General features: G+C 56.7%; 23 protein-coding genes. 22 read left to right on the top strand and 1 reads right to left on the bottom strand.

Annotated features, from left to right (window positions below; translation table 11 throughout):
• Positions 1-17 precede the first annotated feature (17 nt).
• The gene (gene lolA, locus ACFO6X_RS05705; RefSeq protein ID WP_382430946.1) at positions 18-659 is read left to right on the top strand and encodes an outer membrane lipoprotein periplasmic chaperone LolA; all 642 of its coding nucleotides are present in this window, start codon (positions 18-20) and stop codon (positions 657-659) included.
• 37 nt (positions 660-696) lie between these two features.
• On the opposite strand, the gene cutA is transcribed toward lolA, so the two are convergent.
• Positions 697-1,047 carry a divalent-cation tolerance protein CutA gene (cutA, locus tag ACFO6X_RS05700; RefSeq protein ID WP_382430944.1) on the bottom strand — a complete coding sequence of 117 codons (351 nt, stop codon included), beginning with the start codon at positions 1,045-1,047 and terminating at the stop codon, positions 697-699.
• A gap of 83 nt (positions 1,048-1,130) precedes the next feature.
• On the opposite strand from cutA, the gene ACFO6X_RS05695 reads away from it, so the two are divergent.
• The 21 genes from ACFO6X_RS05695 (at position 1,131) to ACFO6X_RS05595 (ending at position 23,607) form a co-directional block, all read left to right on the top strand.
• Positions 1,131-2,429 (top strand): replication-associated recombination protein A, encoded by a 1,299-nt coding sequence (locus ACFO6X_RS05695; RefSeq protein ID WP_382430942.1) that lies wholly within the window; start codon positions 1,131-1,133, stop codon positions 2,427-2,429.
• A gap of 72 nt (positions 2,430-2,501) precedes the next feature.
• Positions 2,502-3,176, top strand: a complete 675-nt coding sequence (locus ACFO6X_RS05690) for a TetR/AcrR family transcriptional regulator (protein WP_382430940.1) — start codon at positions 2,502-2,504, stop codon at positions 3,174-3,176.
• Positions 3,177-3,352: 176 nt separating this feature from the next.
• Complete coding sequence (locus tag ACFO6X_RS05685) at positions 3,353-5,713, top strand: acyl-CoA dehydrogenase (protein ID WP_382430938.1); 2,361 nt, start codon at positions 3,353-3,355, stop codon at positions 5,711-5,713.
• A 136-nt stretch (positions 5,714-5,849) separates the two neighbouring features.
• On the top strand, positions 5,850-7,130 hold the full coding sequence (locus ACFO6X_RS05680) for an OmpP1/FadL family transporter (protein WP_382430936.1): 1,281 nt from the start codon (positions 5,850-5,852) through the stop codon (positions 7,128-7,130).
• Between the two features lie 129 nt (positions 7,131-7,259).
• Positions 7,260-9,659: a 3-hydroxyacyl-CoA dehydrogenase/enoyl-CoA hydratase family protein gene (locus ACFO6X_RS05675; protein WP_382430934.1), complete on the top strand. Its 2,400-nt coding sequence runs from the start codon at positions 7,260-7,262 to the stop codon at positions 9,657-9,659.
• A 21-nt stretch (positions 9,660-9,680) separates the two neighbouring features.
• Positions 9,681-10,880 carry an acetyl-CoA C-acyltransferase gene (locus ACFO6X_RS05670; RefSeq protein WP_382430932.1) on the top strand — a complete coding sequence of 400 codons (1,200 nt, stop codon included), beginning with the start codon at positions 9,681-9,683 and terminating at the stop codon, positions 10,878-10,880.
• A 12-nt stretch (positions 10,881-10,892) separates the two neighbouring features.
• Entirely contained in the window at positions 10,893-11,411 is a 519-nt protein-coding gene (locus tag ACFO6X_RS05665) for a DUF4442 domain-containing protein (RefSeq protein ID WP_382430930.1), read from the top strand.
• Entirely contained in the window at positions 11,405-11,980 is a 576-nt protein-coding gene (locus ACFO6X_RS05660) for a chalcone isomerase family protein (protein WP_382430928.1), read from the top strand. The genes ACFO6X_RS05665 and ACFO6X_RS05660 overlap by 7 nt, the downstream gene beginning before the upstream one ends.
• Before the next feature lie 27 nt (positions 11,981-12,007).
• On the top strand, positions 12,008-13,669 hold the full coding sequence (locus ACFO6X_RS05655) for a long-chain-fatty-acid--CoA ligase (RefSeq protein WP_382430926.1): 1,662 nt from the start codon (positions 12,008-12,010) through the stop codon (positions 13,667-13,669).
• Positions 13,670-14,620, top strand: coding sequence for an NAD(P)H-dependent flavin oxidoreductase (locus ACFO6X_RS05650; protein ID WP_382430924.1), 951 nt, complete (start codon positions 13,670-13,672; stop codon positions 14,618-14,620). It begins immediately after the preceding gene.
• A 22-nt stretch (positions 14,621-14,642) separates the two neighbouring features.
• Positions 14,643-16,442 carry an acyl-CoA dehydrogenase C-terminal domain-containing protein gene (locus ACFO6X_RS05645; RefSeq protein ID WP_382430922.1) on the top strand — a complete coding sequence of 600 codons (1,800 nt, stop codon included), beginning with the start codon at positions 14,643-14,645 and terminating at the stop codon, positions 16,440-16,442.
• A gap of 169 nt (positions 16,443-16,611) precedes the next feature.
• Complete coding sequence (locus ACFO6X_RS05640; RefSeq protein ID WP_382430920.1) at positions 16,612-17,259, top strand: DUF47 domain-containing protein; 648 nt, start codon at positions 16,612-16,614, stop codon at positions 17,257-17,259.
• Between the two features lie 22 nt (positions 17,260-17,281).
• A complete protein-coding gene (locus tag ACFO6X_RS05635) occupies positions 17,282-18,292 on the top strand; it encodes an inorganic phosphate transporter (RefSeq protein WP_382430918.1) in 1,011 nt (336 codons plus the stop codon).
• A gap of 166 nt (positions 18,293-18,458) precedes the next feature.
• Entirely contained in the window at positions 18,459-18,710 is a 252-nt protein-coding gene (rpsP, locus tag ACFO6X_RS05630) for a 30S ribosomal protein S16 (protein WP_382430916.1), read from the top strand.
• A 91-nt stretch (positions 18,711-18,801) separates the two neighbouring features.
• A complete protein-coding gene (gene rimM / locus ACFO6X_RS05625) occupies positions 18,802-19,374 on the top strand; it encodes a ribosome maturation factor RimM (protein WP_382430914.1) in 573 nt (190 codons plus the stop codon).
• Between the two features lie 12 nt (positions 19,375-19,386).
• Positions 19,387-20,151: a tRNA (guanosine(37)-N1)-methyltransferase TrmD gene (gene trmD, locus ACFO6X_RS05620; protein WP_382430912.1), complete on the top strand. Its 765-nt coding sequence runs from the start codon at positions 19,387-19,389 to the stop codon at positions 20,149-20,151.
• 103 nt (positions 20,152-20,254) lie between these two features.
• Positions 20,255-20,641 carry a 50S ribosomal protein L19 gene (gene rplS, locus ACFO6X_RS05615; RefSeq protein WP_382430910.1) on the top strand — a complete coding sequence of 129 codons (387 nt, stop codon included), beginning with the start codon at positions 20,255-20,257 and terminating at the stop codon, positions 20,639-20,641.
• Between the two features lie 85 nt (positions 20,642-20,726).
• Entirely contained in the window at positions 20,727-21,431 is a 705-nt protein-coding gene (locus ACFO6X_RS05610) for a CoA pyrophosphatase (RefSeq protein WP_382430908.1), read from the top strand.
• Between the two features lie 48 nt (positions 21,432-21,479).
• Positions 21,480-22,469 carry a CobD/CbiB family protein gene (locus tag ACFO6X_RS05605; RefSeq protein ID WP_382430906.1) on the top strand — a complete coding sequence of 330 codons (990 nt, stop codon included), beginning with the start codon at positions 21,480-21,482 and terminating at the stop codon, positions 22,467-22,469.
• A gap of 53 nt (positions 22,470-22,522) precedes the next feature.
• Positions 22,523-22,879: a hypothetical protein gene (locus ACFO6X_RS05600; RefSeq protein ID WP_382430904.1), complete on the top strand. Its 357-nt coding sequence runs from the start codon at positions 22,523-22,525 to the stop codon at positions 22,877-22,879.
• Between the two features lie 221 nt (positions 22,880-23,100).
• The gene (locus ACFO6X_RS05595; RefSeq protein WP_382430902.1) at positions 23,101-23,607 is read left to right on the top strand and encodes a copper chaperone PCu(A)C; all 507 of its coding nucleotides are present in this window, start codon (positions 23,101-23,103) and stop codon (positions 23,605-23,607) included.
• Positions 23,608-23,636: the final 29 nt, after the last annotated feature.

Raw genomic sequence — 23,636 nt, 5'->3', positions numbered from 1 at the left:
GTCTGTTGCCCATGCCGATGAAAAAGATACTGACTGCATTCGTCTTGCTGGTGGGCATTCCATCGGCGATGGCCGACGGGTTGAAAAGCCTTGACGTATTCTTGCGGGGAACCCAAACGGGGCGAGCAGACTTTACCCAGGTAGTGACTTCCCCTGGCAAAGATGGGCAGGCAGCGCGCAGCAAGACATCCAGTGGCACCTTTGAATTCCAGCGTCCAGGGCGTTTTCGCTTTGTTTACCAGAAGCCGTTTTTGCAAACCATTGTGGCCGACGGTCAAAGTCTGTGGCTCTACGATGCCGATTTGAACCAAGTCACGCAACGTGCCCAGGCGCAGGCCTTGGGTAGCGCACCAGCAGCTTTATTGGCTGCTGCCCCCGACTTGAAGGCTTTGCGCATGGATTTTCTGTTAGAGGTCAGTCCGGCACCTCAAGGTGAAGAAAATCTGGAGTGGGTGCTGGCCCGCCCCAAGAGCAAAGAGGGCCAATTGCAAAGTGTGCGCATTGGTTTTGCTGGGGAACAATTGGCTGCACTGGAAATTCTGGACAGCTTTGGACAGCGTTCCATGATCCGGTTTTCACAGGTGCAAACCAATCCGGTATTGCCCGCTGCTACCTTCCAGTTCAAGCCCCCCGCAGGGGCGGATGTATTGCGTCAGTAACAGCAGGCTATTGCCGGTGTTGGGTCTGAGGAGAGTGTCAGACAGAGAGCACGGCTGGTTTGCAGTGGGACTGTACCCAGTCACCATAGGCTGGTTCAATAGCCTCCACAGCGACGGCATGAATGGCTGGTAAATCGTAACTGTGCAGTGCCTGAATGGCTGATTGCACCTGGGCATACAGGTGGCGCTGGGTTTTGAACAGAATGCGCCATTCGGTATCGTGTTGTACCCTTCCTTCCCAAGGGTAAAAGCTCTCAATGGCACTGATTTGTGCGCAGGCCACCAGCTGTTGTTCGACCAAGCTGCGGGCCATCTGGCGGGCCAGTTCGGCGCTACCTACAGTAGTCACCACCATCAAAAATGGATCTGCGGACAGGTGTGGGGTCATGTGCAGTGTCAGAAAAATAAATGACATACCTGAAGAACAGGTGGGGGGTTGGATAATGCCCGTTTTTTCTGCGTTTGCTTGCCATGCCCACGTCTTCTGCACACACCCCACTGGCCGAAGTCCTGCGCCCCCAAACTTTGGATGACGTGGTTGGACAGTCCCATCTGTTGGGGCAGGGCAAACCACTCAGATTGGCTTTTCAATCAGGAAAACCCCATTCCATGATTTTGTGGGGGCCGCCAGGGGTGGGCAAGACCACCTTGGCCCGGCTCATGGCGACTGCTTTTCAGTGCGAATTCATTGCGTTGTCTGCGGTGTTTTCTGGCGTCAAAGACATTCGAGCGGCGATGGAGCGGGCAGAACAGCATCTGGCAAGCGGCCAGCACACACTGCTGTTCGTGGACGAAATTCACCGGTTTAATAAGTCCCAGCAAGATGCCCTGCTTCCCTATGCCGAAAGTGGTTTGGTGACGTTTATTGGTGCCACTACAGAGAATCCTTCCTTTGAAGTTAACTCGGCTTTGCTCTCTCGTGCCCAGGTCTATGTGCTCAAGCCACTCACTGACGGGGAGTTGAAGCAGCTGTGGCAACGCGCACACACCATTGCACCCAGCGCCCTGGAGTGGGATGCTGCGGCCCAAGACACCCTGATCGCTTATGCCGACGGTGATGCCCGACGGCTCCTGAATTTGCTGGAACAATGCCAAACGGCTGCCTATGCGGCTGGGGTTACCCAGATCAATGCGGCTTTTATCCAAAATGCACTGACCCTCAACAGTCGGCGTTTTGACAAGGGCGGAGACAGTTTCTATGACCAGATCTCGGCGCTACACAAGTCTGTGCGTGGTTCCCACCCCGATGCTGCGCTTTACTGGTTCTGTCGCATGCTGGACGGCGGTGCCGACCCTCGCTATGTGGCCCGGCGCATAGTTCGCATGGCTTGGGAGGATATTGGGCTCGCAGATCCTAGGGCGATGCAGATAGCCAACGAGGCTGCCCTGACCTATGAGCGATTGGGTAGCCCAGAAGGGGAGTTGGCGTTGGCGCAGGCCGTGATCTATCTGGCGGTGGCGGCCAAAAGCAATGCAGGATACGCGGCCTACCAGCAGGCACGGGCCTTTGTGCAGCGGGACAAGAGCCGTGAAGTGCCTGTGCATTTGCGCAATGCGCCCACCCAACTCATGAAAGAACAGGGCTATGGGCAGGCATACCGTTACGCCCATGATGAACCCCATGCCTATGCGGCAGCAGCCACCTATTTGCCAGATGGTATGGCAGAGCCTGGTTGGTATCAACCAGTGCCCAGAGGGCTGGAAATCAAGATCCAAGAGAAGTTGGCCCGCTTGAAAAAGTGGGATCAAGACGCGGGCGGGAAGGCGTAAAAAAACGATTGCAGCAGTTGTGCCTTCTTTCTATCATTCAAGCGAACGTATGAATGATAGAGAGTGAGTGTGATGGAAATTCGGCAGGTAGATACGCGTGAACGCATTCTCGACGCGGCGGAGCGTTTGTTCATGGAACAGGGCTACGATGGCACGTCGATGCTCCAGATTACCAGTGGAGCCGCGGTGAATCTGGCCGCAGTCAATTACCATTTTGGTTCCAAGGGGGCACTGATGCAGGAGGTGTTCCGACGCCGCTTGGCATGGCTCAATGAAGAGCGCCTGCGTGTGCTGGATGAAATGGAAAGTGCGGCTGCAGGCAAGCCCTTGAAGCCGTCACAGATCGTGGACGGTTTTTTTGGCACCTTGTTGCGCATGGCCGAAAATCAGCAGCATGGTGGCGTGACTTTTCTGCGTTTGCTGGGCCGCACGTTAACCGATCCTTCCGAGTTCATCCGTACCTTTATGGCGCATGAGTATGGGGCGGTGGTAGAACGCTACAAAGAGGCCTTATTCAAGGCGCTGCCAGATGTGCCCAAGGCCGAGATTGTCTGGCGCTTCCACTTTATGTTGGGGGCCACCTCTTACGCCATTGCTGGAACCGATGGCTTGCGCTTGGTGACCGACTGGCAGATTGAACCCGAAGATTCGATTGATCGCATTGATCGGTTGTTGCCTCGCCTTCTCTCTTTTTTGCTGGGTGGCTTGCGCGCACCGCTGCCGCAATTTGCCCCGATAGAGCATTGATCGCTGCCTAGTGCTCTCCCCCTCCAGCGTGACGGGGGAGCTCGTTCAAACGAATGAATGAAAAAAGACTTGTCATCTACGGGCCTTCTTCTTATCATTATTTAAAACGAACGTATGAATGTTTGTTGCCCATCAGCAAGGGGACAAACATTGGAGAGCATCCTAGGAGACAAATGATGGAGTTCACATTGACAAGCGGGCCTGTGGTGGCAGCAGGGGTGGCACTGGCCTTAGGGCTGTTGCTTACCATCCGTCCGCTGCGTCGCCGCCTGATTACCAGCCCTGTGTTGGCGGCTTACCGCCAAGTGCTGCCCCAGATGTCCGACACCGAGCGTGATGCACTGGAGGCAGGCACGGTTTGGTGGGAGGGGGAGTTGTTTCGTGGCAAACCCAACTGGCACAAACTCCACACCTACCCCGTGCCCCAGTTGACGGCGCAAGAACAGTCCTTTCTTGATACAGAGTGCGAGGAGGCTTGTCGTTTGGTGGATGACTGGAAGGTCACCCACGAACTGTACGATCTGCCCCACGAAGCGTGGCGCTTCATCAAAGACAAGGGCTTCTTGGGGATGATCATTCCCAAGAAATACGGTGGTTTGGAGTTTTCTGCCTATGCGCATTCGCAGGTGGTGACCAAGCTGTCCACCCGCTCGTCGGCGTTGTCGGTGTCTGTGATGGTGCCCAACTCGCTGGGCCCAGCAGAGTTGTTGTTGCACTATGGCACTGAGGAGCAAAAAAACTACTACCTGCCGCGCTTGGCCAAGGGCATTGAGGTGCCCGCCTTTGCCTTGACCAGCCCTTGGGCCGGTTCTGATGCGGCATCGATTCCGGATGTGGGCATTGTGTGCAAAGGCATGTACCAAGGCAAGGAAGTGCTTGGCATGCGGGTGTCTTGGGATAAACGATATATCACTTTGGCACCGGTATGCACGGTGTTTGGTTTGGCTTTCCACCTCTATGATCCAGAGGGTCTGCTGGGTCAGCAAAAACACATAGGTATCACTTGTGCGCTGGTGCCATACGACCATCCGGGTGTTGATACGGGTCGTCGCCACTTCCCACTGAATGCCATGTTCATGAACGGCCCAACCCGTGGCAAAGAGGTGTTCATGCCATTGGACTTCATCATTGGTGGCCCGAAGATGGCCGGGCAGGGCTGGCGTATGTTGATGGAGTGTTTGGCGGCGGGCCGTTCTATCTCGCTGCCGTCATCTAACACTGGCATGGCACAAATGGCGGCGCGTACCGTGGGCGGTTATGCCCGTGTGCGTTCGCAATTCAAGATGGCCGTAGGCAAATTTGAGGGTGTTGAGGAGGCGCTGACCCGTATCGGCGCCTACACCTACATGATGGATGCGGTGCGCAAAATGACCGCTGGTGCGGTGGATTTGGGAGAGAAACCATCGGTGGTGTCTGCCATTGCCAAGTACCATGTAACCGAGCGTGCTCGTCAGGTGGTCAATGATGGCATGGATGTGATTGGCGGCAAGGGCATTTGTCTTGGCCCGTCCAACTTTTTGGGGCGTGCCTACCAGCAAGTGCCCATCGGCATCACAGTGGAGGGTGCCAATATCCTAACCCGCTCATTGATCATTTTTGGGCAGGGTGCGATTCGCTGTCATCCCTATTTGTTGTCAGAAATGCGGGCGGCCCAGAACCCCCATGTGCAGCAAGGGTTGGTGGACTTTGATAAGGCCTTGTTTGGTCATATCGGCTTTACTACCAAAAATGGCTTGCGTGCCTTGTGGTTGGGCCTGACAGGCTCGCACCTTGCGGGTGTCAATACCGATGTGGCCCCGGAAATGAAACGCTACTACCAGCAACTGAGCCGTTTCTCTGCTGCCTTTGCCTTCTTGTCTGATGTGTCGCTGTTGGTATTGGGCGGGAGTGTCAAGCGCCGTGAGAAGCTGTCGGCCCGTTTGGGTGACATTTTGGCCCAGATGTATTTGATCTCTTGCACCCTGAAACGCTACGAAGCTGAAGGTCGCCAGAAGGCGGATGCGGCCCTTGCCCATTGGGCTATTGTGGACGCCATGTACAAGGCACAGCAGGCGTTTGATGGGGTGATAGCCAATTTTCCGGCGCGCTTCATGGCCCGCGTGGTTTATCGCATCTTGTTTCCGTGGGGCCATCCATGTGTTTTGCCATCAGATGCGCTGGGGCATCAAGTGGCTCAGCTGTTGATTGCACCATCGGCCACCCGCGACCGCTTGACCGCCGAGTGTTTTGTGCCGCTCCAAGAGCATGAGCCGGTTGGCGCGATTGAACTGGCGCTCCAAGCAACGCTGGCCGCCGAAGAGATCGAAGCCAAAATCCGCACGGCTGAGAAAGAGGGGCGCTTTGTCAACAACCCCCAAGCCAATGTGCGTGATATTGCCATGGTGGCCTTGGAGGCAGGGGTTATTAACGTAGCGGAGTACCACATCATGCGCCGACGCAATCATCTGCGTGACATGGTGGTGCGTGTGGATGATTTCCCCTTTGATTACCACGTAGCAACGGCCAATAAGCCCGCCGTGTGCCGCAAGGCGGCCTGAGGCACGTTGGTGTAATCAACGCTAGAGATTTTTTCACTGTCATCCCACCAGAACGGGCATTATTTTTTTGCCATCAATTCAAACGAATGTTCGTTCTAATTTTTATTCCTACATCAACAACACAGGAGACAAACGGATGAAAAAGAAAATGACCCTGCGCCTCATTCCGGCGCTGATCGCTGCCGCGTTTTGTGGCGGTGCCTTGGCTTCGGGTTTTCAGTTATCAGAGCAAAGCGCCTCTGGGATTGGTGTAGCCAATGCTGGTGCTGCTGCCGCAGCAGAAGATGCCAGCACCGTATTTGTCAATCCAGCTGGTATGACGTATCTGCCTGAACGACACAACTTCAGCATGGCGACCACCGTGCTTGACCGCAGTACGCACTTCACCAACGAGGGAACGGGTGGCTATTTGAATGCTGTGGTGGGAAAACCCATAGGTGATAGTGGCGGTGATGGCGGCGGGGTGCATGCCATTCCGATGTTTTACTACGCTTATGCACCAACGCCAGATTGGCGCTTTGGCATGGCGGTCACACCCACGTTTGCCGACGAAACCAGTTATGGAGAAGCTTTCACCGGACGTTATTCGGGGCAAAAAACCAGCATTAAAGTCATCAATCTCAATCCATCGGTGGCTTACAAGCTCAATGATGCGCTGTCGGTGGCTGTGGGGATCAACTATGCCAGAGCAGAGGTGGATTTCAAACAGGCTACGGTGCTTGGCCCCAACACGACCCCCGATGGAACGGGCCGGCTGACCGGCGATGGCGGTGCTTGGGGCTATAACTTGGGTGTGATGTACCAACTACAGCCACAAACCCGTGTGGGCTTTAGTTACCGTTCCAAAATTCGTTTTCATCTAAAGGGCGAAAAAACCCAGACAGCCAACCCAACACGCGACATTACCGCTGATCTGACCACGCCCGATACCGCCTCTTTGGCGTTGCACCACCGGGTCAATAGCAAATGGGCGGTGCTGGCAGACTACACATGGTCGGGTTGGAGCAGTTTGCAAAAATTGGAGCCTGTTTATGCCGATGGCACGCGAGCGGTAGCGCCATTGCGTTATAACTTCAAAGACACCTATCGCGTTGGTTTGGGGGCCACCTATCAGCTCAATGAGCAATGGATGCTGCGGTTTGGAACGGCTTATGACAAAAACCCCGTACCAAGCGATACCTTCCGCTCCATGACCGTGCCGGATGCCGACCGTGTCTGGCTGGCGCTGGGGGCAAAGTGGCGTATGACGCCCAAAGCCTCACTGGATTTTGGCTATGTCCATGTTTTTGTGAAGGATGCAAGGACGGCACGCAATGTCTATAGCAATCCCAGCGAAACCACGGTGGTGCAGACCATTCGCGGCCAGTTCAAAACCTCTGCCGACATGTTGTCGGTGCAGTTGAACTACGCCTTCTAACAGCATCTGCCGTACTACGGTCAACGCGCAAAAAATTTTCACAAAAAGTGGTTGACCCGTAGAACGGCCCCTCTACAATTCAAACGTTCGTTTTATTTTTTCGGCACCCCAAAATCAAAGGAGACAACCTTGAGCAAACTGACCGTGAAAAAGGCTGCCGTGCTGGGCGCTGGTGTGATGGGGGCGCAAATTGCAGCGCACCTTGCCAATGCCAATGTGCCTGTGGTGTTGTTCGATTTGCCAGCCAAAGAGGGCGACAAAAACGGCATCGTCAAAAAAGCCCTCAGTGGGCTGAAAAAACTCGATCCGGCACCGCTGGCCAGCGTGGACAAGTTGAAGTGGATCGATGCCGCCAACTACGAGGAGCACCTGCCCTTGCTGGCTGAATGCGACCTGATCATTGAGGCCATTGCTGAGCGCATGGACTGGAAGAACGAGCTATACGCCAAGATTGCACCCCATATTGGCACCAATACCATCATTGCCTCCAATACGTCGGGCTTGTCGATGAATGCGTTGGCACAAGGATTGCCTGAGGCGTTGCATCCGCGCTTTTGTGGCATTCACTTTTTCAACCCGCCACGCTATATGCACTTGGTTGAAATCATTGGCACGCAGAGCACCGATGCGGCAACGCTCGATGCGTTAGAGACTTGGTTGACGTCTCGTTTGGGCAAGGGGGTGGTTCGGGCATTGGACACCCCTAACTTTGTAGCCAACCGCATTGGTGTGTTTTCGATTTTGGCCGTGATGCACCACACCCAGGCTTTTGGCCTCGGTTTTGATGAAGTGGATGCCTTGACTGGCCCGAAGATTGGCCGGCCTAAGAGTGCCACCTACCGTACGGCAGATGTGGTGGGTCTGGACACGTTGGCACATGTGGTCAAGACCATGCAAGACACCTTGCCCCATGATCCGTGGCACAGCCACTTCAAGGTGCCTGCATGGTTGCACGGGTTGATTGAGAAGGGTGCATTGGGCCAGAAAACCCGTGGTGGGATTTTCCGTAAGCAGGGCAAAGAAATCCAGGTGTTGGATTTGGCAGCGCAGGCGTATCGCCCTTCGGTGGGTCAGGTTGCTGAAGACGTGGCCGCTATTTTGAAAATCAAGAACCCAGCAGAGAAATTCTTGGCGCTGCGGGCCTCACAGCATCCACAGGCACAGTTTTTGTGGGCTATTTTCCGCGACATCTTCCACTACGCGGCAGTGCAGTTGGAGCACATCGCGCACCATGCCCGTGACCTTGACTTGGCGATGCGTTGGGGTTTTGGCTGGGCGCAAGGGCCGTTTGAGACTTGGCAGGCAGCAGGTTGGGCAGCTACGGCGCAGGCTATTGCTGCCGATATTGCTGCGGGCAAGACCATGAGCGCAACACCGCTGCCTGGCTGGGCGTTGGAAGCAGGGCGTATGGGGGTGCATACCGCCGAGGGGTCTTACTCGGCAAGCCAGAAAACCTACGTTCCTCGCTCGATGCTGCCGGTTTATCAGCGTCAATTGTTTCCAGAACGGGTGCTGGGGGAGGCGGTGGCCTCGCCGGAAAAGTCGGGCACCACTTTGTATGAGAACGATGGTGTTCGCCTGTGGGTGCTGCCTACGATAGATGCCCGCATTGGCATCATTTCTGTCAAATCCAAAATGCACACCATTGGCAATGAAGTGCTCGATGGCGTGATGGCGGCAGTGCAGCATGCCGAATTGGCTCTGGATGGCGTGGTGATCTGGCATGAGGCACCATTTGCCGTAGGGGCCAATCTGCAACAAGTGGGGGCCGCTTGTGCCGCCGGTCAGTTTGATGTGTTGGAGGCCACGGTCGAGAAGTTCCAGCGCACATCGCAGTGCCTCAAGTATGCACAGGTGCCGGTTGTGGCAGCTGTGCAGGGCATGGCGCTGGGCGGGGGGTGCGAGTTTGTCATGCACGCCAGCAAGCGTGTGCTGGCGCTGGAGAGCTACGTGGGATTGGTGGAAGCAGGCGTGGGCTTGATTCCAGCCGGTGGCGGTTGCAAGGAGTTTGCCATCCGTGCCGCCCGCTGGGCTGCGGCATCGAGCACACCAAACGAGGTCTTCAATTTCCTGCAACCGGTGTTCCAGAACATTGCTATGGCCAAAGTGGCCAAGAGTGCGCTGGAAGCCATCGACCACGGTTTTGCCCAGCCTACCGATACCGTGCTGTTCAATGCCAATGAGTTGCTCTGGGTGGCGATCAAAGAGGCCCGTGCAATGGCCGATGTGGGTTATGTCCCCCCGCTGATGGCGCGTGGCATTCCGGTGGCGGGCAAGACCGGCATTGCAACGCTGGAGATGATGCTGCTCAACATGAAAGAGGGCGGGATGATTTCGGCACACGACTACCGCGTTGCCAAGGCGGCAGCCACTGCTTTGTGTGGCGGTGAGGTCGAAGGTGGCAGCTTGGTGGATGAGGAGTGGTTGCTCACCGTCGAGCGGCGCTTGTTTGTCGAATTGCTCAAGACCCCCGAAACCCAAGCCAGAGTGCAACACATGCTGGAAACCGGCAAGCCACTGCGTAACTAATCGGGTCAGGAGACAGAAAAAATGAAACAACAGATTCAAGACGCCTACATTGTTGCCGCGACCCGTTTGCCCGTGGCCAAGCGCAATGGCATGTTCCGCCATGTGCGGCCCGACGACATGCTGGCCGCTGTGTTGCGCTCCGTGGTGGCACAAGTGCCCAGCATCGATCCTGCCTTGATCGGTGATGTCATCGTTGGCTGTGCCATGCCAGAGGCCGAACAAGGCATGAATGTGGCCCGCATTGGCGCTCTGCTGGCGGGTCTGCCCGTGACGGTTCCGGGAGTCACCATCAACCGTTTTTGTTCTTCTGGCGTGCAAGCAGTGGCCGATGCGGCCAACCAGATTCGCTTGGGCTTGGCAGATGTGATGATTGCTGCGGGCACCGAGTCGATGAGCGTAATGCCGCAAATCATGGGCAACAAGATGGCAATGAATCCGGCTATCTTTGCCAAGGACGAAAATTTGGGTATTGCCTACGGCATGGGGCTGACAGCAGAGAAGGTGGCTCAGCAGTGGAAGATTTCCCGTGAGGCACAAGACGCGTTTGCCCTGGCTTCCAACCAAAAAGCCTGTGCTGCCTTGGCTGCTGGGCACTTCCAAGCCGAGACCACGCCGTATGTCCTGCGCGAAAGTCTGCCTGACCTGCAAACGGGTCAGATCCAGCAGCGCGAGCGCACGATGACGGCAGACGAAGGCCCGCGTGCGGATGCCTCGTTGGAAAAACTTGGCAAGCTGAGGCCGGTGTTTCATGCGCGGGGTTCGGTCACGGCGGGCAACTCATCGCAGATGTCTGATGGCGCGGGGGCGGTGATGCTGGTGTCGGAAAAGATCCTCCGACAGCACAATTTAACCCCGCTGGCTCGTTTTGCAGGTTATGCCGTCAGTGGCGTGGCCCCTGAAATCATGGGTATTGGGCCGATTGCAGCGATTCCTAAGGCCTTGGCGCAGGCAGGCATTGGTCAGAACGATCTGGACTGGATCGAATTGAATGAGGCCTTTGCTGCGCAGTCACTGGCGGTGATTCAGCAGCTGGGCCTGAACCCAGAAAAGATCAATCCGCTCGGTGGTGCTATTGCGTTGGGGCACCCGCTGGGCGCTACCGGGGCCATCCGCACAGCCACCGTTGTGCATGGCTTGCAACGCACAGGGGGAAAGTACGGCATGGTCACGATGTGTATTGGCACGGGCATGGGCGCTGCCGGTATTTTTGAGCGCATTTGACGTTTGTTGCCCATGAAACCCGCCTGGATGGCTCAATGGCCCCCCGCTTGGCGGGCACGTATGGTGCGGATGGGATTCAACTTCCATCCCGCCTTTCGTGGTACGGGTGGACGCGTGGTGTATGTGGCGCATGACTTGCGCCATATCCGTGTGCGTTTGGCATTGTCGTGGAAGACAAGAAATATTGTCGGTTCGCTGTATGGCGGCTCGCTGTTTGCGATCACCGATGGTGCGCATCCCATGATGCTGATGGCAGCCTTGGGCGAGGGCTACATCGTTTGGGACAAGGCAGCCAGCATCCGTTACAAGAAGCCTGGCTATACGACGCTCTATGCCGATTTCCGCTTGACCGACGAAGAGCTCTACGAGATTCGCAGGGCGCTGGGGCAAACCCCCGAACTCGAGCGGACTTTTCTGGTGGAGTTGAAAGATGAGCATGGCGTTGTACACACCGTGGTGGAACGCACGGTGTACATCGCCGAGAAAAACTACTACCGGCAAAAGACTGGTGGAGGAGACAAACCATGTTGAATTCCATGACCGTGTGGCGGGGCGCGCTGATGGCAGCGTTGCTCACGGCCCCTGGGTTGCACGCTGCCGAGGTGGCCGGGGTGCGCTTAGAAGATAGCCTGCGTGTGGGCAACCGCGAGTTGGTACTCAATGGCGCGGGCCTGCGCAGCAAGCTTTTTATCAAGCTCTATGTGGGGGCGCTCTACGTACCGCAGAAATCGACACAAGTGGCCGTGTTGCTCGACAACGCTGCACCGCGCCGCATGGCACTGCGTTTATTGCGTGATGTGGATGCGCAGTCTTTGCATGCTGCTTTGGACGATGGTCTCAAGGCCAACCTGAGCCCCAGTGAGTTGGCGGGCCTGCAAGCGGCCTGCGATCAGTTGGCCGCCATCATGCAGCAGATCGGCAAGGTGCGTGAGGGCCAAACCGTGGCAATCGACTTGATGGCCGATGGGGTGGCTGTCAGCCTCAATGGTCAGCTGCGGGGCCAAATAGCTGCGCCAGCTTTGGCACCGGCGCTACTCAAGGTGTGGTTGGGTGACAGGCCCGCTGACCCCGCCTTGAAGCAGTCCCTGCTTGGCGGCTGAGGACGGAAGTGGCAAGAGGAGATAACCATGGAAAAAATCTGGCTGAAAAGCTATCCGCCGGGCATTCCGTCCGAGATCGATATCGATCACATTCCATCGCTGGTGGCGTTGTTTGAGGATGCCTGTCGCAAATACGCAGACAAGGTGGCCTACATCAGCATGGGCAAAGAGATGACCTACCGTGCCTTGGAGCAGGAAAGCCAAGCTTTTGCGGGTTGGTTGCAGGCCAAGGGGCTCAAGAAAGGTGACCGTGTGGCATTGATGATGCCCAACCTGCTGCAATACCCCGTGGCCTTGTTTGGTACGTTGCGGGCGGGTTGCGTGGTGGTCAATTGCAACCCCTTGTATACGCCACGCGAACTTGAGCACCAGTTGAAAGATTCTGGGGCGGTAGCCATTGTCATTGTGGAAAACTTCGCCCACACCTTGCAGCAGGTGATGGACGGTACGGCACTCAAGCATGTGGTGGTCACGCCGATGGGTGAAATGCTGGGGCGCATCAAGGGTGCATTGGTGAATCTGGCGGTGCGCAAGGTCAAAAAGCTGGTGCCACCTTGGCAAATTGCGGGGACGATTGGTTTCAATGCCGTGTTGGCGATGGGGCGTAGCCACGGCTGGACACCTGTGCCGCTGGAGCAGTCGGATATTGCCTTCTTGCAATACACCGGAGGGACGACCGGCATTTCCAAGGGCGCTATGCTGACCCATGCCAACGTGGCCTCCAATGTCACGCAAGCCTACAACTGGATTCATCCCGTGGTGCGCGAGGGAGAGGAATTCATCATTACGGCCCTGCCGCTCTACCACGTCTTTGCACTCACTGCAAATTGCTTAACCTTTCTGATGATTGGTGCGCGCAACCTGCTGATTGCCAATCCACGCGATATTCCTGGCTTCATCAAGGAGTGGGGCAAGTACCCCGTCAGCGTGGTAACGGGCGTCAATACGCTGTTCAATGCGCTGCTCAACCATCCAGATTTTTCTAGGCTCAACTTCGCGACCATGCGCTTGACTTTGGGCGGGGGCATGGCGGTGCAAGCACCCATCGCAGAGAAATGGCGGCAGGTGACGGGGACGCCATTGCTACAGGCTTATGGCCTGACCGAAACATCTCCCGCAGCCACCATCAATCCGCTGGACATGAAAGAGTTCAACGGTGCCATTGGCCTGCCCATCTCTTCGACCGAGGTCTCCATTCGTGATGACAACGGCACCGAAGTGGCCGTGTCGCAGGCGGGCGAAATCTGCATTCGTGGCCCGCAGGTGATGAAGGGCTACTGGCAGCGGCCAGAAGAGACCGCCTTGGTCTTTTATCCGGATGGATTTTTGCGCACTGGTGATATCGGCTATATGGATGCGCAGGGTTTTATCTATCTGGTAGACCGCAAGAAGGACATGATCTTGGTCTCTGGCTTCAATGTCTATCCCAAAGAGGTGGAAGAAGCGGTTGCCATGCACCCGGGGGTGATGGAAGTAGCCGCCATTGGTGTGCCCGATGCGCACTCTGGCGAGGCGGTCAAGATTTTTGTGGTGCGCAAAGACCCGGCGCTCGACGCGGCTGCGTTGATTCAGCATTGCCGCAGCGTGTTGACGGGTTACAAGGTGCCCAAGCACGTTGAGTTTCGTGAGGATTTGCCGCGTACCAACGTGGGCAAGATTTTGCGTCGTGCATTGAAAGAGGGAGCTTAAATGCCTATTCCTGTGTCCCTGAACCAGAACCTTGCGTTGCCGGTTATCTGCGCGCCTATGTTCATCGTGTCCAATCCTGATCTGGTCATTGCCCAGTGCAAGAGTGGCGTGATTGGCTCCTTTCCGGCGCTCAATGCCCGTCCGGAATCACTGCTCGATGATTGGTTGACCCGGATCAAGCGCGAGCTGGCCGCCGCCCCTCAGGCGGCACCGTTTGCGGTCAATCAGATCATTCATCCGTCCAATACGCGGCTGGAGCATGACATGGCACTGTGCGTGCAGCATGAAGTGCCGTTGATTATCACCAGCCTGTCAGCGCCCACGCAGATCGTCCCAGATGTCCATGCGTATGGTGGCCAAGTCTTTCACGACGTGATCAGCGTACGCCATGCCGAAAAAGCATTAGAAGCGGGCGTGGATGGTTTGATTTTGGTCTGTGCTGGCGCGGGCGGTCACGCTGGCACCTTGAGTCCGTTTGCGCTGGTGGGAGAAATCCGCAAGTTCTACGATGGCCCGATTGCCCTGTCTGGGGCCATCACCAACGGCCAGTCCGTGCTGGCCGCACAGGCAATGGGGGCCGATTTTGCTTATATCGGCACGCGTTTTATTGCCACCCGCGAGGCCAATGCAGTCGCTGCCTATCAGCAGGCCATTCTTGATTCGGCGGCCAAAGATGTGGTTTACACACCGTATTTCACGGGTGTGCATGGCAACTACCTGAAAAAAAGCATTGTCGCTGCGGGCCTCGATCCAGAGAACCTGCCAGACCAGGACAAGAAGGCCATGGACTTTGGCGCAGCCGCCAGTGGTGCCAAGGCATGGAAAGATATTTGGGGGGCTGGTCAGGGGGTAGGCACCATCAATGAAGTCTGGTCAACCCCCGAAGTTATTGCCCGTATGCAGCAGGAATACCGGGCAGCCAAAGCCGCTTTGTGGAACAACCCATTCTGACAATACCAAGGAGACAGAGAAAATGAGCCACTACCATGCCCCAGTGCAAGAGATGCGTTTTGTGTTGGACGAAATCGTCGATCTACCGCAAATTTGCCAGTTGCCCGGTTTTGAGGAGGCCACGCCCGATTTGGTCAATGCAGTGCTGGACGAAGCGGCCAAGTTCACCGGCGAGGTGTTGGCGCCATTGAACCGTGTGGGTGATACCCAAGGTTGCCAGCTCACCGCCAACGGAGTGAGCACACCCACGGGCTGGAAAGAAGCCTATGCCCAGTTTTGCGAGGCAGGCTGGAATGGCATGACCTCACCCACCGAGTTTGGAGGCCAAGGGCTGCCAGAAACATTGGGGCTGGCCGTCAAAGAGATGGCCTGTTCGGCCAATCTCGCCTTCTCGCTGGGGCCATTGCTAACCGCTGGCGCTGTCGAGGCGCTGCTCACCTGCGCCAGTGACGAACTCAAATCGGTCTACCTAGAAAAAATGATCAGCGGCCAGTGGTCTGGCACGATGAACCTGACCGAGCCACAAGCAGGCTCAGACTTGGCGCTGATTCGCTCGCGCGCCGAGCCGCAGGTCGATGGTACCTACCGCATCTTTGGTCAAAAGATCTTCATCACCTATGGTGACCACGACATGACCGACAACATCGTCCATCTTGTGCTGGCTCGTTTACCGGATGCTCCTGCTGGAGTCAAGGGCATATCGATGTTTCTTGTGCCGAAGTTTTTGGTGCAAGCCGATGGCTCGTTGGGCGCCCGCAACGATGCCTACTGCGTCTCGCTAGAGCATAAGCTGGGCATCCACGCCAGCCCCACCTGTGTCATGGCCTACGGAGACAGTGGTGGGGCCACAGGCTACCTGCTTGGCCAAGCCAACCGGGGCTTGGAATACATGTTCATCATGATGAACGCGGCCCGTTTGGGTGTGGGCCTGCAAGGTATTTCGCTGGGTGAACGTGCCTACCAGCAAGCACTGGCCTATGCCCGAGACCGCAAGCAAGGCCGTGATGCCCTGACGGGCGAGCCACTGGTGAGCATCGATAAGCATCCGGACATTCGCCGCATGCTCATGTTGATGAAGTCGCGTGTGGAAGCCTGTCGTGCTCTGGCCTATTACACCTCTGGTTTGCTCGATCGTGCCCATGCTGGCGGGCATGACCCAGATACCGCAAAACGCTGCCTCTACCTTGCAGAGTTCATGATCCCGATTGTCAAAGGAGGTGGCACCGAAATGGGCATTGATGTGACTTCGCTTGGCATTCAGATCCACGGTGGCATGGGCTTCATCGAAGAAACGGGCGCCGCACAGCATTGGCGCGATGCGCGCATCACCACGATCTACGAGGGCACCACAGGCATTCAAGCCAATGATCTGTTGTTTCGCAAACTGATGAGGGATCAGGGCGCTACCGCCAAGGTGGTTTTTGGCGAAATCTACGCTACGGCCAAGGCACTGGGTATGTCTGGCAAGCCAGAATTGCAGGCGATAGGCCAGCGTTTGGGTGCGGGTTTGAAGATGTGGACCGACGCCACCGAATGGTTGGCAGCGAATGCCCAAACAGGTTTGAGCGGTGTGCTCACAGTTGCTGTCCCTTACCTGCACTTGGCCGTCACGGTCTGTGGTGGCTGGATGATGGGCAAAGCGGCGCTGGTCGCTGCTAACTACTTAGACAAGGGCGAGGGCGATCTATCGTTCTACCGTGCTAAGCTGGCCAGTGCCCGCTTTTATGCTGATCAGGTGCTGCCACAAGCCATAGCCTATGCCGAAACCGTCAAGGCCAGCGACACAGCGATGGCTGGTCTGAGCAGCGACGAATTGTTCTAAACCACACCTTCTTGCGTGCTTCATCTGGCCGGCGGGTTTTCACCCGCCGGCATTGTTATTGGTGCTGGTACAGGCAGATGCCACGGTTAAACTTCCACTATTCACGCATTTGTCATGGTTTTGTCATGACAGCGTAACGGTTGTTTCTAATTCCTCCCTAGGAGATTTAATGCTATTTGGCAAGCTGCTGCCGCGAGAAGGCAATTTTTTCGAGATGTTCAACCACCATGCCGATCGCATTGTGGAAGCCGCACAGGCATTGGCACAGCTGGTTTCTAACTACAGTGACATCGACCTGCGCCAAAAATATGGTCAGGCCGTGGACACTGCTGAAGCGGCAGCCGATCTGATCACCATCGAGGTCAATCGCTCGGTACACCAGACCTTCATCACCCCAATCGATCGCGAACAGATCCATGCCCTGATCAATGCGATGGACGATGTGGCCGACTTGATCCAAGATGCGGCTGAGACAATGGAACTGTACGATATCCAGCACATGACGGGTGAAATTACCCGTCTGACGGACTTGGCCGTCAAGTGCTGCGAGCGTGTGCGCGAAGCGGTGCGGTTGTTGGACAAGGTGGCCGATCAGTCTACTGCCGAGGCAGCCCTCAAAACCTGTGCCGAGATCGACCAACTCGAGAGCGATGCTGACCGTGTGCTGCGTACCGCCATGAGCAAGTTGTTCCGCGAAGAGCCTGATGTGCGCGAGTTGATCAAGCTCAAGGCCGTCTATGAGCAGTTAGAAACCATCACCGATAAGTGCGAGACGGTGGCTAACCATATCGAGGGCATCATCCTCGAGAACGCTTGAGCAGGACAGGACTGCACACGTTATGGAAACTGCACAAGCTGCCCTTTGGGTCGTGGTGATGCTGGTGGCATTGGCCATCCTGTTCGACTTTATGAACGGATTTCACGATGCCGCCAACTCCATTGCCACCGTGGTCTCGACTGGGGTGCTCAAACCCACGCAGGCGGTGGTGTTTGCCGCCTTTTTCAACTTTGTCGCCATTTTCATCTTCCATTTGAGTGTGGCGGCCACTGTGGGCAAGGGCATCGTTCAGCCAGGGGTGGTAGACACCCATATTGTTTTTGGTGCCTTGGTGGGCGCGATTACTTGGAACGTCATTACTTGGTATTACGGCATTCCTAGCAGTTCCTCCCATGCCCTGATTGGGGGCATCGTGGGGGCGGTGATTGCCAAGACAGGCGCGGGCGCCTTGGTGTCCACGGGCATTCTCAAAACTGTGGCTTTCATTTTTGTGTCGCCGTTGCTGGGGTTTTTGCTCGGTTCGCTGATGATGGTGGCCGTGGCTTGGATTTTCCGGCGCACACGACCCAGCAAAGTGGACAAATGGTTTAGACGTCTGCAATTGTTGTCTGCGGGGGCTTACAGCCTAGGGCATGGTGGCAATGATGCCCAAAAAACCATCGGTATCATCTGGCTATTGTTGATTGCCACAGGCTACGCTTCGGCCAGCGACAGTGCACCGCCCACTTGGACGATTGTGGCTTGCTATGCGGCCATTGGTTTGGGCACGATGTTTGGGGGCTGGCGCATTGTGAAAACGATGGGCCAAAAGATCACCAAGCTCAAGCCAGTTGGTGGTTTTTGTGCTGAAACCGGTGGCGCCCTGACGCTGTTCATTGCAACAGGCTTGGGCATTCCGGTCTCCACTACCCACACCATCACTGGCGCTATTGTGGGCGTTGGCTCCACACAACGGGCCAGTGCTGTGCGCTGGGGGGTTGCAGGCAACATCGTCTGGGCTTGGATACTGACCATTCCGGCCAGTGCCTTTGTGGCCGCCATTGCTTACTGGATCAGCCTGTATCTGTTCTGAAATTGCTCTTCTCTTGCCCAGCAGGGGGCTGTAACTGCTGGGCAAGCCGCTATAATTGCAGGCTTTGCAGCGTGTCGCTGGCCGGGTGGTCATGTCGCGTGTCTCAAACGCTGCGAACACCGGGATCAGGCATACCGTCCTGGCCCACCACCCCAAGGATCACATCATGGTCGTCATTCGACTCTCTCGCGGCGGCGCCAAGGCCCGTCCTTTCTTCAACATCGTCGTGGCTGACAAGCGCGTGCGCCGCGATGGTCGCTTCATTGAACGTTTGGGTTTCTACAACCCTAGCGCCAAGAGCACCGAAGAAGGTCTGCGTATTGCCCAAGATCGCCTGGCCTATTGGAAGAGCGTTGGTGCTCAATCCTCCCCCACGGTAGATCGCTTGATCAAGCAAGCTGCCCAAAAGGCCGCCTGATCGCAGCTGATTAGCGATACAGGGCGGGTTTCGTCGGTGCCCACTGACGAAACCCGCCTTTTCTTTTTTCCGTCTTCCCTCATTCCTTGCCATGTCCACTGTTCTGAACCTGGAATCTGTCTCTTTGCCCGCTGATGCCATCGAGGTGGGGCGCATTGCCGATGCTTGGGGCGTCAAGGGCTGGTTCAAGGTGATTTCGCACAATGCAGCACCTGATGCGTTGTTTGCTGCTGCCCACTGGTATATACAGCCCAGCGAGCGTGGTGCCCGTACTTTCAGTGGTACTGCCGTACTGGCGATTCGCCAAGTGCGGCCCCATTCCGACAGCATTGTGGCTGCTGCCCAAGGCATTGACGACCGCAATGCGGCGGAGGCGTTGCGTGGTGCCCGTATTTTCGTGCCGCGCTCCGATTTTCCACCTGCGCAAGAAGATGAGTATTACTGGGTTGATCTGATCGGGCTGGAGGTTTTCAACCGCGAAGGGGTTGCTTTGGGGCAGGTGCGTGAGTTGATGTCCACAGGGCCACAGACGGTGTTGGTGCTTGAGGCGGCCCACCCTGGTGGCAAGCCTGTTGAGCGCATGATTCCGTTTGTATCAGCGTTTGTCGACAAGGTAGAGCTGCCCCAACGCCGCATATTGGTGGATTGGCAGCCTGATTATTGAGCGGTGTTGACCATGCGCTTTGATGTCATCACCCTGTTTCCGGAGTTGTTTGCTCCATTCTTGGTCAGCGGTATCACCCGGCGGGCCTATGCCACCGGTTTGGTCGATGTACGGCTGTGGAATCCGCGGGATTACGCCGAGGGCAATTACCGTCGTGTGGACGACCGGCCTTTTGGTGGTGGCCCCGGTATGGTAATGATGGCCCCGCCGCTGGAGCGTTGTCTGGCCGCCATTCAGGCGGATCGGGCGCAAGCAACAACACCCGTGCCCGTGGTGCTGTTTGCACCCATAGGTGTGCCGCTTAACCATGCGGCTGTAGCGCAGTGGTCAGGCAGTGCCGGTGCCATTTTGCTGTGTGGTCGTTACGAAGGCATTGACCAGCGGTTTATCGATCGCTATGTCACGGCACAGATCAGCTTGGGAGATTTTGTGCTGTCGGGGGGGGAAATTGCCGCGTTGGCTTTGTTGGATGCCGTGGCGCGTTTGCAGCCGGGTGTGCTCAATGATGAAGGCAGCCACCAGCTCGACAGCTTCAATCCGGCCTTGGATGGTCTGCTCGATTGCCCACACTACACCCGCCCTGAAGAATGGCAAGGTGAGGTGGTGCCTGCCCCCTTGTTGTCGGGTCACCATGCGCAGATTGAACGCTGGCGCCGTGATCAGTCCTTGCGTACTACTGCACAGCACCGCCCCGAGCTGATTGCCACAGCCCGCGCTGCGGGACGCCTGTCGCCTGCCGACGAGGCATTACTGCGCAATTTGCCGGGCAAGCTATAATCTTTGGCTTTTCGATCCTCTGGCCGGCCGCCTTGCACCGCAAGGCAAAACGTCAATCCCGACAATGCCACTTATGGCGCGGACATGATCGATGGATGCAAGCATGAACCTGATCCAAACCCTGGAAGCGGAAGAAATCGCCCGCCTCAACAAAGATATCCCTGAGTTTGCCCCCGGTGACACCATCATCGTGAGCGTCAATGTGGTTGAAGGCAACCGCAAGCGCGTACAGGCTTACGAAGGAGTGGTCATTGCCAAGCGTAACCGTGGTCTCAACAGCGGCTTCACCGTGCGCAAGATCTCCAGCGGTGAAGGCGTGGAGCGTACGTTCCAAACCTATAGCCCACTGATCGCCAAGATCGAAGTCAAGCGCCGTGGCGATGTGCGCCGTGCCAAGCTGTACTACCTGCGCGAGCGCAGCGGTAAGTCGGCACGTATCAAAGAAAAGTTGCCCCAGCGCAAGGCTCCTGCAGCCGTGGCAGCAGCATAAAGTCTGTTTCCCCCGCCGCCTTGAGCGCATCAGCCGCTACAGCATTGCCTGTAGCGGCTTTTTGTTTTTCAATCTCTGGTTTGCTGTGACTGCCTTCTCTTCCACACCCTCCCGCTCTCGATTGCCCAGTTTTGATCCCCAGCAGGTGCCTGTGTTGGGAATAGATAGCCACTTACCCCCCGTGCCCGCGTTGGCACAGACCCCAGAGGCATTGCGCCAACGCTTTGCCCAGCCCCCGCTGCATTGGCAGCCCGAAGTGCTGTACGAGCCTGCCTTTTCTGAGCGATCACAGGCCGCTGCTGCCGTGCTGGTGCCCATTGTGTTGCGGGAGCAGCCCACGGTGCTGCTCACCGAGCGCAGTATGCACCTGTCCAGCCATTCGGGGCAGGTGGCATTTCCAGGGGGGCGTGTCGATCCAGAAGATGCGTCTGTGACGGCGGCGGCATTGCGCGAAGCCGAGGAGGAAATTGGCTTAGAGCCGCATTGGGTAGAGGTCATTGGCACATTGCCCACTTATGTCACTGGGTCGGCTTATGTGGTGGCACCAGTGGTTGCTTTGGTGCAGCCACAATGCACCTTGCATGCCAATCCCCACGAGGTGGCTGACATTTTTGAAGTGCCGTTGGCTTTTCTGATGAACCCAGCCAACCATCGGCGTCATGCTTTTGAGTGGCAGGGCGTGCGCCGTGAGTGGTTCTCTATGCCTTATCAACATGGTGAGAAGACCCACTACATTTGGGGGGCTACGGCGGGCATGTTACGCAATTTTTACCGCTTCCTACAGGCTTGAGGCGGGTCGTCTGGCCATGCACAAGAAGTGGCTGGGTATGATGGAACCATGAGTTTCTTTGCCATCCTGTTTGCCTTGCTGATCGAGCAGGCGCGTCCGCTGGCGGCACACAACCCTATCCATGCCGGATTGCGCACTTGGGCGCTCTTGGTAGGCCGCAACTTTGATGCTGGCAAGCCCCACCATGCGTGGGTGGCTTGGTCGTTGGCGGTGGTGCTGCCAGCCCTGCTTGCTTTGGCGGTGCATTGGTTGCTGCTGTGGAGCGTGGGCTGGCCTTTTGCCGTGCTGTGGAGCGTTGTGGTGCTGTATTTGACACTGGGTTTTCGCCAGTTTAGCCACCATTTCACCCGTCTGCGCGATGCTTTGGAAGAAGACGACCAAGAGCGTGCACGCATGTTGCTGGCCGAGTGGCAGCAGGTCGATGCCGCCCATTTACCTCGCAGCGAGATGGTGCGCCATGTGATCGAATATTCGGTTTTGGCGGCGCATCGCCATGTGTTTGGTGTGCTGGCGTGGTTTTCTTTGTTGGCAGCATTGGGGCTTGGGCCTGCTGGGGCGGTGTTTTATCGCATGGCTGAATTTGTTGCCCGTTTTTGGGCACCCCGCCGTGGCGCTTTGGCCGCACCCGCCAGTTTGGCTTTGCAGGCGGTGGCTTTGCGCTCTTGGACAATGATTGATTGGTTGCCTGCCCGTCTGACAGCCCTGTGTTTTGCCGTGGTCGGTAGTTTTGAAGAGGCTATTGATGGTTGGCGTTTCCACGCCCAGCGATTTCCCAACGACAACGATGGTGTCGTGTTGGCCGCCACAGCGGGTGCTATCAATGTCCGCTTGGGGGGGGAGGCACTGAAACTGCGGGTAGAGGCTCTGCCAGCCCCACCAGGAATGACCGTAGATGCAGATATTGGCGACAGTGACCGCACCCCAGGACGAGAGCCAGAGGTGGGGCATTTGCGCAGCGTTGTTGGGTTGGTCTGGCGTTCGGTCGTGGTGTGGCTGTTGTTATTGGCCTTGTTGACTTTGGCACGTCTGTTGGGTTGAATTTCATGGGCACTGGCGCTAAATCCCTGCGCTGGTTATGGAATAATGGGCCAATGCACAAACTTCGTTCCATGCCTTTTGTCATCCGCTGGGTGCTGGCGTGTTTTGTGCTGTCTTTGAGTTCTGCCATTGCTGCTCCCCTCACAGGGCAGCAATCCATGGAGTTGGTCTGCTCCATGAACAATGGCATGAAGTTGCTGGTCAAAGACAACAACGGCGATGTGCAATCTGGTTATACAGTGCTGGATTGTCCTCTGTGCCAGAGCCCCTTGGCTCCTCCTCCTTTGGCACAAGTGCCCTCATTGCTGGATACATCGCTGGCTTATGCCATGCAGTCCATTCCAGCGGCCCGCATTGCTGCGCTGGTGGCTCCGCCCATGCCAGCGCGTGGCCCGCCTTTCTCATCTTGACAACCCCTTGATTTCACATCCCCACCCCTTGCGGGTGGGGTTGTCTTTTGTCGTGTATTTGTCATCCGGCTTGTTCCTGCCCTGATTCAAGGTGGGTGTGTGGGTTGTGGGTGTTTTCTTCATTGCTTGGCTGCGTACGCCACAGACGCACAACTGGTTTAGATGGCCAGTGGTGGTGTGTGGTGTTGGCTTGCGCGTGCAAGGTTGTAAGGATGGGTCTCATGGTGTGGTCTTGGGATGGGATGGCTGCGCGCTCCCAAAAGGTATTGACGTGGCTGGTATGGGCGAGCGTGGCCTTTGCTGGGCCTGTGCAGTCGCATGGTGTGGCGGTTGGTGCATTGCAAATTGACCACCCATACGCCTTGCCCACAGAGCCTGGTCAGACGGAGGGCAGGGTGTATTTCCGTTCTCTGCGCAATGAGGGCGCACAAGAAGATCGTTTGGTGGCTGCACAAACACCTAGAGCACCAGTGGTGCGGCTACAGCACGTTGCTGTGCATGGTGGTGGGGCACAGCCACTGCCTGTAACGATTGCCTTGCCTGCTCGCTCTGCACAAGCCTGGCGCCATGACCAAGCCGCACCGTTGGTATTGCAGGGGCTACAGCGTCCTTTGGTGCTGGGTGAGCGTTTTGTGCTGACTTTGCATTTTGCCCATGCTGGCCCACAAGAGGTTGTTGTTTGGGTGCAGCAGCCACGACCATCCAAGTCGTCAGGCCACAGCCATTGATGCCAGAAAAAGCCCCGGTCGGGCTACAG

It is taken from the genome of Giesbergeria sinuosa (assembly GCF_042652905.1).
GTDB lineage: Bacteria > Pseudomonadota > Gammaproteobacteria > Burkholderiales > Burkholderiaceae_C > Simplicispira > Simplicispira sinuosa.
This window is presented reverse-complemented; position numbering and strand designations above follow the sequence as displayed.

What these genes read in the sequence shown, in the direction of transcription:
- lolA (WP_382430946.1), top strand. Translation starts at nt 18, where the DNA reads ATGAAAAAGATACTGACTGCATTCGTCTTGCTGGTGGGCATTCCATCG.
- cutA (WP_382430944.1), bottom strand. Translation starts at nt 1,047, where the DNA reads ATGACCCCACACCTGTCCGCAGATCCATTTTTGATGGTGGTGACTACT.
- ACFO6X_RS05695 (WP_382430942.1), top strand. Translation starts at nt 1,131, where the DNA reads ATGCCCACGTCTTCTGCACACACCCCACTGGCCGAAGTCCTGCGCCCC.
- ACFO6X_RS05690 (WP_382430940.1), top strand. Translation starts at nt 2,502, where the DNA reads ATGGAAATTCGGCAGGTAGATACGCGTGAACGCATTCTCGACGCGGCG.
- ACFO6X_RS05685 (WP_382430938.1), top strand. Translation starts at nt 3,353, where the DNA reads ATGGAGTTCACATTGACAAGCGGGCCTGTGGTGGCAGCAGGGGTGGCA.
- ACFO6X_RS05680 (WP_382430936.1), top strand. Translation starts at nt 5,850, where the DNA reads ATGAAAAAGAAAATGACCCTGCGCCTCATTCCGGCGCTGATCGCTGCC.
- ACFO6X_RS05670 (WP_382430932.1), top strand. Translation starts at nt 9,681, where the DNA reads ATGAAACAACAGATTCAAGACGCCTACATTGTTGCCGCGACCCGTTTG.
- ACFO6X_RS05665 (WP_382430930.1), top strand. Translation starts at nt 10,893, where the DNA reads ATGAAACCCGCCTGGATGGCTCAATGGCCCCCCGCTTGGCGGGCACGT.
- ACFO6X_RS05660 (WP_382430928.1), top strand. Translation starts at nt 11,405, where the DNA reads ATGTTGAATTCCATGACCGTGTGGCGGGGCGCGCTGATGGCAGCGTTG.
- ACFO6X_RS05655 (WP_382430926.1), top strand. Translation starts at nt 12,008, where the DNA reads ATGGAAAAAATCTGGCTGAAAAGCTATCCGCCGGGCATTCCGTCCGAG.
- ACFO6X_RS05650 (WP_382430924.1), top strand. Translation starts at nt 13,670, where the DNA reads ATGCCTATTCCTGTGTCCCTGAACCAGAACCTTGCGTTGCCGGTTATC.
- ACFO6X_RS05645 (WP_382430922.1), top strand. Translation starts at nt 14,643, where the DNA reads ATGAGCCACTACCATGCCCCAGTGCAAGAGATGCGTTTTGTGTTGGAC.
- ACFO6X_RS05640 (WP_382430920.1), top strand. Translation starts at nt 16,612, where the DNA reads ATGCTATTTGGCAAGCTGCTGCCGCGAGAAGGCAATTTTTTCGAGATG.
- ACFO6X_RS05635 (WP_382430918.1), top strand. Translation starts at nt 17,282, where the DNA reads ATGGAAACTGCACAAGCTGCCCTTTGGGTCGTGGTGATGCTGGTGGCA.
- rpsP (WP_382430916.1), top strand. Translation starts at nt 18,459, where the DNA reads ATGGTCGTCATTCGACTCTCTCGCGGCGGCGCCAAGGCCCGTCCTTTC.
- rimM (WP_382430914.1), top strand. Translation starts at nt 18,802, where the DNA reads ATGTCCACTGTTCTGAACCTGGAATCTGTCTCTTTGCCCGCTGATGCC.
- trmD (WP_382430912.1), top strand. Translation starts at nt 19,387, where the DNA reads ATGCGCTTTGATGTCATCACCCTGTTTCCGGAGTTGTTTGCTCCATTC.
- rplS (WP_382430910.1), top strand. Translation starts at nt 20,255, where the DNA reads ATGAACCTGATCCAAACCCTGGAAGCGGAAGAAATCGCCCGCCTCAAC.
- ACFO6X_RS05605 (WP_382430906.1), top strand. Translation starts at nt 21,480, where the DNA reads ATGAGTTTCTTTGCCATCCTGTTTGCCTTGCTGATCGAGCAGGCGCGT.
- ACFO6X_RS05600 (WP_382430904.1), top strand. Translation starts at nt 22,523, where the DNA reads ATGCACAAACTTCGTTCCATGCCTTTTGTCATCCGCTGGGTGCTGGCG.
- ACFO6X_RS05595 (WP_382430902.1), top strand. Translation starts at nt 23,101, where the DNA reads ATGGTGTGGTCTTGGGATGGGATGGCTGCGCGCTCCCAAAAGGTATTG.